At 71.2% G+C, this 12,676-nt stretch carries 11 protein-coding genes; 6 read left to right on the top strand and 5 right to left on the bottom strand.

Annotated features, from left to right (window positions below; genetic code table 11):
• Positions 1-29: 29 nt before the first annotated feature.
• Positions 30-1,562: a DUF1349 domain-containing protein gene (locus QSK36_RS09190; protein ID WP_285782050.1), complete on the bottom strand. Its 1,533-nt coding sequence runs from the start codon at positions 1,560-1,562 to the stop codon at positions 30-32.
• A gap of 141 nt (positions 1,563-1,703) precedes the next feature.
• On the opposite strand from QSK36_RS09190, the gene QSK36_RS09185 reads away from it, so the two are divergent.
• Complete coding sequence (locus QSK36_RS09185) at positions 1,704-2,366, top strand: response regulator transcription factor (protein WP_285782049.1); 663 nt, start codon at positions 1,704-1,706, stop codon at positions 2,364-2,366.
• Entirely contained in the window at positions 2,363-3,460 is a 1,098-nt protein-coding gene (locus QSK36_RS09180; protein WP_285782048.1) for a sensor histidine kinase, read from the top strand. Before QSK36_RS09185 ends, QSK36_RS09180 begins: the two co-directional genes overlap by 4 nt.
• Positions 3,461-3,558: 98 nt before the next feature.
• Here QSK36_RS09180 and QSK36_RS09175 read toward each other — a convergent pair whose 3' ends face one another.
• On the bottom strand, positions 3,559-4,113 hold the full coding sequence (locus QSK36_RS09175; RefSeq protein WP_285782047.1) for a TetR/AcrR family transcriptional regulator: 555 nt from the start codon (positions 4,111-4,113) through the stop codon (positions 3,559-3,561).
• Between the two features lie 71 nt (positions 4,114-4,184).
• On the opposite strand from QSK36_RS09175, the gene QSK36_RS09170 reads away from it, so the two are divergent.
• A complete protein-coding gene (locus QSK36_RS09170; protein ID WP_285782046.1) occupies positions 4,185-4,994 on the top strand; it encodes an SDR family NAD(P)-dependent oxidoreductase in 810 nt (269 codons plus the stop codon).
• 75 nt (positions 4,995-5,069) lie between these two features.
• Here QSK36_RS09170 and QSK36_RS09165 read toward each other — a convergent pair whose 3' ends face one another.
• The 3 genes from QSK36_RS09165 to QSK36_RS09155 all read right to left on the bottom strand — a co-directional run bounded on the left by QSK36_RS09165 (position 5,070) and on the right by QSK36_RS09155 (position 7,227).
• Positions 5,070-5,513, bottom strand: a complete 444-nt coding sequence (locus QSK36_RS09165; RefSeq protein ID WP_285782045.1) for a hypothetical protein — start codon at positions 5,511-5,513, stop codon at positions 5,070-5,072.
• Between the two features lie 328 nt (positions 5,514-5,841).
• Positions 5,842-6,615, bottom strand: a complete 774-nt coding sequence (locus QSK36_RS09160) for an SDR family NAD(P)-dependent oxidoreductase (protein WP_183532132.1) — start codon at positions 6,613-6,615, stop codon at positions 5,842-5,844.
• Between the two features lie 45 nt (positions 6,616-6,660).
• Entirely contained in the window at positions 6,661-7,227 is a 567-nt protein-coding gene (locus tag QSK36_RS09155) for a MarR family winged helix-turn-helix transcriptional regulator (protein WP_285782044.1), read from the bottom strand.
• A gap of 110 nt (positions 7,228-7,337) precedes the next feature.
• Between QSK36_RS09155 and QSK36_RS09150 the strand changes: the two genes are divergently transcribed.
• From QSK36_RS09150 to QSK36_RS09140, 3 genes are all read left to right on the top strand, one after another.
• A complete protein-coding gene (locus QSK36_RS09150) occupies positions 7,338-10,640 on the top strand; it encodes an efflux RND transporter permease subunit (protein WP_285782043.1) in 3,303 nt (1,100 codons plus the stop codon).
• Between the two features lie 85 nt (positions 10,641-10,725).
• Positions 10,726-11,355: a helix-turn-helix domain-containing protein gene (locus QSK36_RS09145; RefSeq protein ID WP_183532136.1), complete on the top strand. Its 630-nt coding sequence runs from the start codon at positions 10,726-10,728 to the stop codon at positions 11,353-11,355.
• A complete protein-coding gene (locus tag QSK36_RS09140; RefSeq protein WP_285782042.1) occupies positions 11,352-12,650 on the top strand; it encodes an MFS transporter in 1,299 nt (432 codons plus the stop codon). Before QSK36_RS09145 ends, QSK36_RS09140 begins: the two co-directional genes overlap by 4 nt.
• The last annotated feature ends 26 nt before the right edge of the window (positions 12,651-12,676 follow it).

Raw genomic sequence — 12,676 nt, 5'->3', positions numbered from 1 at the left:
GCCCGGCTGTGCCGGGAACTCAGGGCGGCTCATCCAGGCTCCGAGTGATCCAGCCGGGCGTGTACGGCTATCGCCGCTCCGAGGGCGAGGGCAGCATATCCGCAGGTCACGGTCAGACCCGCCCAAGGCGGGAGCGGGTAATAGCCCCCTAGTAGCGACGGGCCGACGTCCACATGTGCGAACGTGGGGACGCTCTGCGTGATCGCGAACCCGGCGGCAGGGGTGATCATCAGCAGCCATGGCGCCCAGCCCGCGGTCGCCAGCAGGTGGGGCACGACGACCAGCGCGATGGCCAGCCCGATGGCGACGACGGCCCGCTTGACCAGCGCGGCGAGGCCCAGAGCCAGCACGGCGGCGGCCGCGGCCAGCGCCGCGTAGCCGACGATCACCCGGAGTTCGGTACTCGGGGTGATCGGCTGAACCGGGTTCTGGTTGGCGCGCAGTATCGCCAGGCCGACGGGGACCACGACCCCCGAGGTCACCAGCCCCGCCACGAACGTGACCGCGCCGACCACCATGGCCTTGGCCGCCAGCAGCCGCGCTGGATGCGGCGCAGCCGGCGGGCTGGTCCTGTTGCGCCCGCGCCGGTGTTCCGCCGTGAAGAACGTGACCGCCACCACGAGCACCGGGATCAGCCCCACGGCCCCGCCGATCAGCACGAGGTCGGCGCGTATGCCGCCCTCCACAGTGGCGGGCCCGATGTCACCACCCCCGGTCACGATGAGCTTGTCGCCGGATTCGACGACCCCGCCCGGGTGGTGCGGGGTCTTGCCGTCGGACTCCATGCTGACGCCGACGTCGTCGCGGCGCCACGAACCGTTCGCGCCCTGCAGCCTGATCTGGTCGAAGGTGGCGGTGACCTGGGAGAAGGCTTCCGCCATATCCCACAGCACGCCTGGCGAGGTGGCGAACAGCCCGATCTCGACCGTCTCCGGCAGCCCGGTCAGCTTGACCGTGCCGACCTCGGTCCACGTCTTGCCGTCGTCCGACTCGTAGCCGCCGATGGTGTCGCCCGACCTGGTCAGCCGCAGCCACTGCGGGCCGTTGTGCGGACCGCCGGCCACGTCGTGGACGTAGTTGTACTGCATCCGCACGCCGTGATCTCCGGTGAGCATGACGGCGGCATACGGTGTGCCCTGCTTGAGGCTCTGCCTGACGAGGAGCCCGGCCTTCGCCCACGGCACCACCCCCTCCGCGGCGTTGCGCACCCCGGGTACGGCGTCCGGCCGCCGGATCTGCCCGGTCATGTCCGACACACGGGCGGTGATGCTGCCGTTTCCCTTGAGCGGCTGGTGCACGAAGTAGTACTTGTCCCTGACCGCCGTGCCGTCGGGTCCCACCAAGGGCGCGGGGCAGGGGCCTTCGCCCTTCCCGGTCACGCAAGCGGTGCGGACGCCCCCGGCGACCAGCAGTCCGAGCGACACGGTCACCAGCACGGAGGCCGCCAGGGCGAGCATCCAGCCGCGCGCGGTGCGGAACGTGGTCCACTGCGCGTGCAGCACCCGGGGGAAGCCGTCCTGCCCGGCCCGCCGTCCGGAGCGGTAAGGCGTGAATGGATTCATGCCGACCGGTTGTACGGGGCACCCGGTCTCGGCAAGGTCCCAGCGGCTGCGACCCGGCTGCGACCGGGAATCTGGCATCGTGGCGGACATGGCACCTGAACCCGGCCGCACCGCCCGCACGACGGCCGGTGGTGAGCGGCGGTGAGGGTCCTCGTCGTCGAGGACTTCGAGGTCCTCGCCCGCTCCATCGGAACCGGGCTGCGCCGCGAGGGCATGGCCGTTGACGTCGTCCTGGACGGAACCGCCGCCCTCGACCGCCTGGCCGTCACCCGCTACGACGTGGTGATCCTCGACCGCGACCTGCCGGGCGTCCACGGGGACGAGATCTGCGGGCGACTCGCCCGCGGCCGCTGCGAGACCCGCGTACTGATGCTCACCGCCTCCGGCACGATCGAAGACCGTGTCGACGGGCTCAGCCTCGGCGCCGACGACTATCTGCCCAAGCCTTTCGCGTTCGCCGAACTGGTCGCCCGCGTCCGCGCACTGGCCCGACGCGCCACCCCGCCGCTACCGCCCACCCTGGCGTGCGGGGACATCACCCTTGATCCGGCCCGTCGTATCGCGTTCAGGGCCGGTCGGCGCCTCGAGCTGAGCCCGCGGGAGTTCGGCCTGCTCGAATGCCTGCTCGCGGTGCCCGGCCTGGTCATCTCCGCCGAAGAACTGCTCGAACGCGTCTGGGACGAGGCCGCCGACCCCTTCAGCAGTGCCGTCAAGCACACCATGCACCGGTTACGGGCCAAGCTCGGCGACCCGCCCGTCATCGAGACGATCCGCGAAGGCGGCTACCGCATCGGGCCGTCATGACCTGCCGGCAACTCGCCAGAAGGTCCTTGCAGAAGCGGCTCGCGCTCGCCTACGCGGCGGGCATCTACGCGGCCGGGGTCGTGGTGCTCGTATTCGTCGACCTCCCGCTCGTCAGCATCCAGGCAGCCAGGCCCGAGGGCCACCCCTCATCGAGCGCGATCACCGAAACCGGGCCCGGGATCAGCCTGCCCCAGCTCCTCGCGGGATCCGCCGTCGCCCTGGTCGTTCTGATTCCCGTCGCCCTGGCTCTCGGCTGGTACGTCGCCGGCCGGTTCCTGCGCCCGCTGCGCGCCATCACCGCGACCGCCAAAGTCATCTCCGCCGGAAACCTCCACCGGCGCCTCGACCTCGGCGAGCCCACGGACGAGCTGACCGAACTCGGCCACACCCTGGACGACCTGTTCGCGCGCCTTGAATCGTCCTTCGACGCCCAGCGCCACTTCGTCGCCAACGCCTCCCACGAGCTGCGCACCCCGCTCGCCGGCCTGCGCACCCTTCTTGAAGTCGCCCTCGCCGACCCCGACGCCGACGCCGACGCCCTGCGCTCGGCCTGCCAGGAGGCCCTCGCTCTGGGCGGACACCAGGAGCGGCTCGTTCAAGCACTGCTCACCCTGGCCACCAGCGAGCGCGGCGTCACCCGCTGGGACACCGTCGATCTCGCCCACGTCGTCGAAGGAGTGCTCGCCTCCCGCCGCGACCAGGCAAGGGAGGCAGGCATCGACCTTGCCGAAGATCTGGCGCCCGCGGTGACGGCCGGGGACCCGAGACTGATGGAAAGCCTCGTCGCCAACCTCATCGACAACGCCATCCGCCACAACCACGCAGACGGGCACGTGAAGGTCACCACGCAGACCTCCGGCGCGCAGGTGGCCCTTACAGTGGCCAACACCGGGCCAGTCGTCCCCGGAGACCAGATCCAGCGCCTCTTTCACCCCTTCCAGAAACTTGCGCCTGCACGTCACGGCCGCGACGGCTACGGCCTCGGCCTGGCCATCGTCGACGCCGTCACCCAAGCTCACCGCGCCACCCTCACCGCCGGCGCACGCCCCGAAGGCGGCCTGACCATCACCGTGCGGTTCGCGGCCTGTCGTTAGCGACCTGATCAGCGACAGTCGAATCGCGCTGGACCGCCTCTGACAGAAGCACCTCACCGCCTGATCGGACGTTCATCGTCGGCAACCCGCCAGGACTGTCACGTACGGTCTGAGACGCCGTGCATGAGGGTGTCGATCACCTTCGTGGCCAGCGCGTCGGGATCGGAGTCCGGGAGCGCGGAGTGCGCGGCCTCCCCCAGCAGCGCAAGGTAGACCTGCCTGGCCCACACGATGTCGGCGTCGGGGCCCAGCAGCTTGCCGAAGACCGCCTCGCACACCTTCATCACCTCGGCCTGCACAGCCTGGGCCTCTTGGCTGAGCGGCAGCTCGCGGGCCAGGGTGAAGCGCCAGCCGAGCTTGATCTGCACGATGGTGGCGGTGGCCTGGTGCAGCACCACCAGCGCAGGAGCGGTGTGCGGGCGGGCGGCGAGCACCGCCTCTTGGATCTCCCGCCACGCGGCCAGTTCCATGGCCTCGATCAACGCCTCGCGGCTGGCGAACCTGCGGTGCACGGTCGCCCTGGCCACGCCCGCCGCCTCGGCGACCTGCTCCATGGTGGCCAGCGGGTTGCCGCTCAACACCTCTTCCGCCGCCGCCATGATCGCTCGCATGCTGCGTTCGGCGTCCGCCCTCAGCGGCCTGTTGTGTCCCACATGGGAAACAGTACCGGCACTAACTGAGACTGTCTGTTGCAGATATTTGGAGATCTGTTACCTTTTTGCTCATGACTTCTCAGGGAACCGCCCTCGTCACCGGAGCTTCCTCCGGCATCGGCGCCGAATTCGCGCGCCGGCTCGCCGCCCGCGGCCACGACGTCGTCCTGGTCGCCAGGTCCGCGCCGGCGCTCAAAGCGCTCGCGGACGAGGTGCGCCGCAGCCATGGCGTACGGGCCGAGGTGCTCGTCCAGGACCTGTCCGCCCCCGACGCGGCCACGCGGGTCGCCGAGGAGGTCGCCGCCCGCGGACTCACGGTGGATCTGCTCGTCAACAACGCGGGCTTCGGCACGGCCGGTCACTTCGCCCGGATCGCCCCCGGACGCGAGCATCGGGAGCTCATGGTCAACGTCGTCGCGCTGGTGGGACTGACGCACGCGTTCGTGCCCGGGATGCTCGCGCGGGGCGCCGGCGGGGTGATCAACGTGGGATCCACGGCCGGCTTCGGCATCACCCCGTATTTCGCCACCTACGGCTCGTCCAAGACCTTCGTGCTCAACTTCAGCCTCGCGCTGTGGAGCGAACTGCGCGGCAGCGGCGTGAAGGTGCTCGCCGTCACGCCCGGACCGGTCGAAACGGCGTTCTTCGACCGGATCGGCACCAGGAAGGCCGCCATCGGGGCCAAGATGACCACACCTGACCAGGTCGTCACCTCGGCCCTGCGAGCCTTCGACCGTGACCGCGGCTACGTGGCACCGGGCCGGGGCACCCTGATGATGGCTCACCTCATGCCGCGCCGGCCGCGCAAGCTCATGGCGCTGATCGGCCGGAGGGTCACCCGGCCGGTGGCCGACGAGCTCACGCCCAGCCTGGCGCGCTGACGCGCCCGGCGTACTCGGCATGACACGCTTGGCAGGCCCACTGCGGCGGGCTGACGCGCCCGGATCGCCGCTGCGTCACGACCCGTGGCGGACCGGCATGTTCTGTCCGATCCAGCAGATGTTCGGCTGGGATCCGCAGAAGGTGGCCTGCACCTCGAACCCGCCTTGGTCGGTGATGGCCTGCTGTGCCTGTCCCCGGACGAAGGTGGGGCTGACGACGCCGGTCAGGTTCTGATTGGAACGGCCCGCCCCGGATTGCGCCTGGCCACCGCCCGCGCGCCCTCCTTTGATCACCTGTCCGCCACCCGAGCGCCCTCTCCTGATCATTTGGCCGCCGCCTCCGCCCGGGCCGGGGTTGCGGAGCGCGGTGAGTCCCTCGCGCGGCTGATGCGGGGCGACGCGGGCGATCGTGATCCCCGCCGCGGTGAACACGAGCGCGACCATGGCCAGCCGCCGGGTCGAGAGGCCCATCGCGGGGACCTTGGTGTCGCGCGGGTCGCGCGCGCGGGAGCGGGACATCTCGGTATGTGCCTTCCTGTTCCTGACCCGGCGTTCGCTGTCGCTCGTCCGCTTCCGCCGGGACGTGGCCCTCATACCCGGCCTGGATCTCCGTAGCTGCGGCGCGGGGCCAAGTAGCGATCAGCTGTCGTCCACGGCCCCGGAAACCCGCAGGCAGACCGATGATCAACGCGCACTCGTCACCGGAGCCTGCAGTGTTCGCCGGTTCGCGGTGGCGTCGCGGCATACGACTGCCGGCTCGGCTGGACACGCTCGACCGCGCGGTCGGGGTAGTGCCGCCGCGGTCGCACCACCCCCGGTCGCGGACGAGCGGCGGCGGCGCGGCTAGCTAGTGGACGCTGAAGCCGCCGTCGACGCAGATGGCCTGGCCGGTGACGTACGACGAGGCGTCGGAGGCGAGAAAGACGGCCACGCCGCGGAAGTCGTCGGGGACACCGTTGCGCCCGGTCATGGACCTGGCGGCCAGTTGCTCCACCCGCCCGGGGACCGCCTGGGCGGGCATGGTCAGCGGGGTCAGGACGAAGCCGGGGATGATCGTGTTGCTGGTGACCCCGTGTGCCGACCACGCCTCGGCCTGGGAACGGGTCAGGCCGCAGACGGCGGCCTTGGCCGCGCCGTACGCGCCGCTGTCGCCGAAGGCGCTGATCGACTGCTGGGAGCCGATGTTGATGATGCGCCCCCGGCCCCGGGCGGCCATGCGGGGGCCGAAGTGCTGCCCGAGCAGGAACGGCGCGGTGAGGTTGACGGCGATGGTCTGGTCGTAGTCGTCGACGGTCAGTTCGGCCATGGGCCTTCGGATGTTGTTGGCGGCGTCGTTGACCAGGATGTCGATCTCACCGAAGAAATCGCCCGCCTCCTCGCACACGCGGGCGACGTCGGCGCGGTCGCCGAGGTCGGCGCTGATCGCGGCCGCGCGCACGCCGTGGCCTTCGAGCCCGCCGACGGCCTCGGCGAGTTCCTTGCGCCGCCGGGCGACCAGGACCACGGCCGCCCCGGCGCGTCCGAGTGCCTCGGCGATGGCGTATCCGATGCCGGAGCTGCCTCCGGTGACCAGGGCGACCCGGCCGGTGAGGGAGAAGAGTTCCTCGATGTAGATCGGCATATCGCCGGAAGGTAGCAGCAGGCCGGGGCGGGACCTGCGGACGGGTCAGGCAGGACCGGCGTCTTCGGCGTCTTCGGCGTGCATCTCGCGCATCACGTCCTCGATCTTGCGCATCACCGTCTCCATGGTGCGCAGGGTCTCGGTGTCGAGGCGCCGCAGGAGGCGGATGTAGCCGCCGGTGCCGGCTTCGATGATCTCGCTGGTGAGCCGCCGTCCGGCCTCGGTGAGCTGGACGCGGCGTACGCGGCGGTCGTGGGGGTCCTCGTGACGGCTGGCCAGGCCCTGGGCGACCACGCGGTCGACGATGCCGGTGACGGTGGCCAGGCCGACGCCGAGGTGGCGGGCGAGTTCCTGCCCGGAAGTGGACCCGGCGAACGACAGGAACATGACGACCTTGAGCTGCTGCATGGTGAGAGTGGAGGCCAGCAGCGGCATCGAGCGGTCGCGGGCGAAGAACCGGCCCATGCTGCGCTGCAGCTCCGCGAGGCGGGCGATGAGGCATCCGCGCTCGGGGTCCTCCCCACTCTCCCTGAGGGCGGCGGGGTCGTCCTGCGGGCGGGGGGCGGCCGCCGCACCGGTTCCGGCGCGGCGATCGGCTGGGCTGTCGTTCACTGTCACCTCTCGGGTCAAGAGGTTACCAGTCGTTAATGCGACAGCTGAATGTTCGGACAAGGCGAAGTGTTAGGCTTGGCCAAACACTTCCCCCGATGTCAGGAGCTCGGATGACCTCCTTGGCCAGGCTGAGCCTTGCCAACCGCACTCTCGTGATCATGATCACGCTGGTGCTCGCGGGTTTCGGCTTGTTCGCGATTCCCTCGCTGAAGCAACAGCTTTTCCCGTCGCTGGAGTTCCCGGCGGCGTTCACGGTGGCGAGTTATCCGGGTGCCGCTCCCGAGATCGTGGAGGAGCAGGTCACCAAACCGATCGAGAGCGCGTTCCAGGGTATCGCCGGCGTCACCGACATCACCTCCACCTCGCGGGAGGGGATGTCCCAGGTGCAGGTGGCCTATGAGTACGGCACCGACATCGACCAGATGATCGGGAAGATGCAGCAGGCCGTGAGCCGGATCAAGGCACAGCTTCCGGCCGACGTCGATCCGCAGGTGGTCGCGGGCAGCACCGACGACATCCCGGTGATGGCGATCGCGGTGGGCGACGGCGGCGACCAGCACGCCATGGTCGACAAGATCGACAAGATCATGGTGCCGGAGCTGCAGTCGATCGAGGGCGTCCGGGACGTCACCGTCAGCGGCGCCAGTGAGGAACAGGTCGTCATCACCCCCGACCAGGGCAGGCTCGCCCTGCGGGGGTTGTCGGCCGCGGCCATCCCCGACCTCCTGCGGGCCAACGGGGTGTCCATCCCCGCAGGCACGCTGACCGAGGACGGCAAGTCGCTGACCGTGCAGATCGGCGACCCGGTGCGTACGGTGAAGGACCTCGAGAACCTCTACCTGACCCCCGCCGCGCCGACGGCGGGCCAGGGCGCCGCGGCAGGGCAGGGCGCCGCGGCAGGGCAGGGTGCCGCGGCCGGGCAGCGCGGCGGCGTCGGCGGCGGACAGTCCGCGGGACAGGGCGCTGCCGCCGGGCAGAGCGCGGCGGCGTCGGCGGCGGCGCGGGCCGCCGCGGCCCGGCCGAAGCCGGTCAAGCTCGGCGACGTGGCCGACATCAAGGTCGAGGACGCCTCCGCGACCACGCTCACCCGCACCAACGGCACTCCGAGCCTCGGCGTGTCGATCACGATGGTGCCCGACGGCAACGCCGTGCAGATCTCCCACGACGTGAACGACGCCCTGCCGGACCTGACGCGCGCCCTCGGCGACAGCGCCGAGCTGACCGTGGTGTTCGACCAGGCGCCGTACGTCGAGCGGTCCATCGAGGACCTCACCACCGAGGGTCTGCTGGGTCTGGCGTTCGCCGTGCTCGTGATCCTGGTGTTCCTGCTGTCGGTCCGCTCGACCCTGGTCACGGCCGTGTCGATCCCGCTGTCGGTGGTGATCGCGCTGATCGCGCTGTGGATCGGCGACTACTCGCTGAACCTGCTGACGCTGGGGGCGCTGACGATCGCCGTGGGCCGGGTGGTCGACGACTCGATCGTGGTGCTGGAGAACATCAAACGCCATCTCGCCTACGGCGAGGAGAAGCGGCGGGCGATCCTCGACGCGGTGCGCGAGGTGTCCGGCGCGGTGACCGCCTCGACGCTCACGACGGTCGCGGTGTTCCTGCCGATCGCCTTCGTCGGCGGGATGGTGGGGCAGCTGTTCAGCCCGTTCGCGATCACGGTGACCGTGGCGCTGCTGGCGTCGCTGCTGGTGGCGCTGACCGTCATCCCGGTGCTGGCGTACTGGTTCCTCAAGGCGCCGGCGCTCACGCCGCAGGAGGCGCAGGCCGTACGCGAGGACGCCGAGCGCAGGGAGCTGCGCAGCCCGCTGCAGCGGATCTACCTGCCGGTGCTGCGGTTCGCGACGCGGCGGCGCCTGGTCACGGTGCTGATCGGGGTGGTGGTGTTCGCCGCCACGATGGCGCTGGCGCCCAACCTGAAGACGAACTTCCTCGACAACTCGGGCAACGACACGACGCAAATCAGCCAGCGGATGCCGGCCGGGACCGACCTGGCGACCACCGACGCGGCGGCCAAGAAGGTCGAGGCGGTGCTCGCGGCCGACGGGGGCGTGAAGTCCTACCAGGTGACGGTCGGCGGCGGGAACCGCTTCCTCGGCGGGGTCGGCGGCGGCTCCGACCGCGCGTCGTTCTCGGTCACGCTGAAGGAGGACGTGGAGACCTCCGCCCTGGAGGACCGGCTGCGGGAGAGGCTGAAGGGCCTGACGGGGATCGGCGACATCACGGTCGGCGGCAGCGGCGGCGGGTTCAACTCCGACCAGGTGCAGGTCATCGTGCAGGGCGCGGACCAGGCCGCGCTGAAGACGGCGGCCACCACGGTGCGCGACGCCATGGCCGGGATCGACGGGCTGCGGGACGTCGCCTCCAACCTCGAAGACAGCGTCCCGCGGGTCGAGGTGCACGTGGACCGGGAGAAGGCCGCCGCCAGGGGCCTGACCGAGGCCGGGATCGGGCAGCTGGTCGCGCAGGCGTTCCGCGGCGCGCCGATCGGCTCGATCGACGTCGACGGCCGCTCCAGCGACGTGATCCTGCGCGCCGGCGGTGACGCGCCCGACGACATCGCGGCGATCAGGAAGCTCGCGATTCCCACGGCGACGGGCATGGTGAAGCTCGGCGACGTCGCCGACGTGGTGAAGGCCGACGGCCCGACCCAGATCACCCGGCAGGACGGCGACCGCACCGCGACGGTGTCGGGCACGGCCGACGCGTCCAACCTGGGTGCGATCACCACGAAGGTCACCGACAAGCTGAAGACGCTGACGCTGCCGGCCGGGGTGACGTACAAGATCGGCGGCGCGAGCTCCGACCAGCAGGACGCGTTCGCCGATCTGGGGGTGGCCATGCTGCTCGCGGTGGCGATCGTCTTCATGATCATGGTGGCGACGTTCCGCAGCCTGGTGCAGCCGCTGATCCTGCTGGTGTCGATTCCGTTCGCGGCCACCGGTGCGATCGGGCTGCTGCTGGTCACCGACACGGCGCTCGGCGTGCCCGCGCTGATCGGCATGCTGATGCTGATCGGCATCGTCGTCACCAACGCGATCGTGCTGATCGACCTGATCAACCAGTACCGCGAGCAGGGGCTGGGCGTGGTGGAGGCGGTCATGGAGGGCGGCCGGCGGCGGCTTCGCCCGATCCTGATGACCGCGATCGCGACGATCTGCGCGCTCACCCCGATGGCGCTGGGCGTGACCGGTTCGGGCGGGTTCATCTCCCAGCCGCTGGCCATCGTCGTGATCGGCGGCCTGATCTCCTCGACGCTGCTCACGCTGGTGCTGGTGCCGACGCTCTACACGATGGTGGAGCGGCTGAAGGAGCGCATGCGCCGTACGCCGAAGCAGCCCGCAGAGGGTGACGGCGACGGTGACCTGACCGTGTACGGCAAGGAGGCCCTCGAACCGGCGAAGTAAGCCCGGCCGCCACACAGATATAACCGCAAACAGTTCTTCGCGAAGGAGTCTTTGCGAAGAACTGTTTGCGGTTTACGGTGGGGGCATGAGTGATCCTGGCGAGACGCCCTGCTCTCCGAACGCGGAGGACGCGGTCGTCCTCGACGCCAAGGGGCTTCGCGCCCTCGCGCATCCGGTGCGTGTGCAGGTGGTGGGCCTGCTGCGCAAGCACGGCCCGTCGACGGCCACCCGGCTCGCCGAGCTGCTGAGCATCAACTCCGGCGCGGCCAGCTACCATCTGCGCCGGCTCGCCGCCGCCGGTTTCGTCGAGGAGGACGCCGGGCGCGGGAACGCGCGGGAACGCTGGTGGCGCGCGGTTCATCAGTCGACGCACTTCGACGACCTGGACCTGGCCGAGCGGGAGCCGGAGGCGACGCTGGCGTACCTGCAGTCCGTCGCCGCCATCTACACCATGCGCGCCCAGCGGACGATCAACGAGCTCCAGACGATGCCGCGCGCGTGGCGGAACGCGGCCGACATGAGCGACTGGGCGCTGCGGCTGACCCCGCAGGAGGCCACCGCCCTGCGGGAGGAGCTGTGGGCGGTCGTGACGCGCTACCGCAGGGACAGCCCGGAGGCGGCCGGCGCCCCGGACGACGCCGAGCGGGTGTCGGTGATCGTGCACATCCTGCCCGAGCTGGACGCGTCCACCGCTCAGGAAGACGACGCCCGATGACGGAAGAGGACGCGTCCACCGGCGGTGCTTCCCGCGCGCCCAGGCTGCGGCCGCTGGGCGGGCTGCTCGCGGCCATGGCGGTCGCGTTGACCGGCACCCGGGTCTCGGCCATCGCGCTGCCGTGGTTCGTGCTGGTCACGACCGGCAGCGCCACCCAGACCGGGCTGGTGGCCTTCTGCGAGATGACCCCGTACGTGGTGGTCAAGGCGCTGACCGGGCCGCTGGTGGACCGGGCGGGCCCGCGGGTCGTCTCCTGGAGCACCGATGCGGTCAGCGCCGCCGCGGCCGGCGCGATTCCCCTGCTGCACGCCGTGGGCCTGCTGTCCTTCCCCGTGCTGCTGGCCCTGGTCGCGGTGATCGGCGCCGTACGCGGCCCCGGCGACCTGGCCAAGGAGGTGATGGTCCCGGAGGCGGCCGAGCGTGCCGGCGTGCCGCTGGAGCGGGCCACCGGCCTGTCCGGCGTGACCGAGCGGCTGGCCTCGACCGTCGGTCCGGCGGCCGGCGGCCTCCTGGTGGCGTTGCTGGGCCCGCTGACCGGTCTCGTGCTCAACGCCGCGTGCTTCGCCCTGGGGTCGCTGATCATCTCGCTGGCACTGCCGCGTGGCATGGGTCACCCGGCGGACGAAGCCCCGGCCGCTTCCGGCTACTGGCGGCGGTTCGGCGAGGGCTTCGCCTTCCTGCGCGGCGAACCGCTGCTGCTCACCATCATCGTCATGGTCGGGATCACGAACCTGCTGGACGCGGCGTTCAACACCGTCCTGCTGCCCGTGTGGGCCCGGCAATCCGGCAACGGCCCGACCGCGATCGGACTGAGCAACGGCGTGTGGAGCGCCACGGCGGTCGCGGGAAGCCTGGTCGCCGCGGCCGTCGCGCACCGGATGCCGCGCCGGGTGGTGTTCTTCGCCGGGTTCCTGCTGGCCGGAGCGCCGCGGTTCCTGGTGCTGGCCGCCGACGCGCCGATGTGGGCGGCGCTGGCGGTCTTCGCGGTGAGCGGGGCCGGTGGGGGCTTCCTCAACCCGATCCTCGGGGCGATCGCCTTCGAGCGGGTGCCGCACGGCCTGCGCGGCCGGGTCAACGCCCTGGGCGACTCGATGGCGTGGGCGGGCATCCCTCTGGGCGGGCTGATCGCCGGGGCCGCGGTGGCGTGGTCCGGGCTCGCACCGGTGTTGCTGACGGCCGGCGCGGCGTACTTCCTGACCACCAACCTGGCCGCGCTGCTGCCGCAGTGGCGTGAGATGGACCGCCTGCGCGGCCGGGGCGCTCGGGAGTCGCGGGCGGCCGAGCCTGTGGCGTGAGGCGGCGACCGCCGCCGTAACCGGCT

Origin of the sequence: Microbispora sp. NBRC 16548, assembly GCF_030268985.1 — a bacterium.
Classification (GTDB): domain Bacteria; phylum Actinomycetota; class Actinomycetes; order Streptosporangiales; family Streptosporangiaceae; genus Microbispora; species Microbispora catharanthi.
The sequence above is the reverse complement of the archived record's forward strand: the minus strand, read 5'-3'. Positions and strand labels throughout refer to the sequence as shown.

What these genes read in the sequence shown, in the direction of transcription:
- QSK36_RS09190 (WP_285782050.1), bottom strand. Translation starts at nt 1,562, where the DNA reads ATGAATCCATTCACGCCTTACCGCTCCGGACGGCGGGCCGGGCAGGAC.
- QSK36_RS09180 (WP_285782048.1), top strand. Translation starts at nt 2,363, where the DNA reads ATGACCTGCCGGCAACTCGCCAGAAGGTCCTTGCAGAAGCGGCTCGCG.
- QSK36_RS09170 (WP_285782046.1), top strand. Translation starts at nt 4,185, where the DNA reads ATGACTTCTCAGGGAACCGCCCTCGTCACCGGAGCTTCCTCCGGCATC.
- QSK36_RS09165 (WP_285782045.1), bottom strand. Translation starts at nt 5,513, where the DNA reads ATGTCCCGCTCCCGCGCGCGCGACCCGCGCGACACCAAGGTCCCCGCG.
- QSK36_RS09160 (WP_183532132.1), bottom strand. Translation starts at nt 6,615, where the DNA reads ATGCCGATCTACATCGAGGAACTCTTCTCCCTCACCGGCCGGGTCGCC.
- QSK36_RS09150 (WP_285782043.1), top strand. Translation starts at nt 7,338, where the DNA reads ATGACCTCCTTGGCCAGGCTGAGCCTTGCCAACCGCACTCTCGTGATC.
- QSK36_RS09145 (WP_183532136.1), top strand. Translation starts at nt 10,726, where the DNA reads ATGAGTGATCCTGGCGAGACGCCCTGCTCTCCGAACGCGGAGGACGCG.
- QSK36_RS09140 (WP_285782042.1), top strand. Translation starts at nt 11,352, where the DNA reads ATGACGGAAGAGGACGCGTCCACCGGCGGTGCTTCCCGCGCGCCCAGG.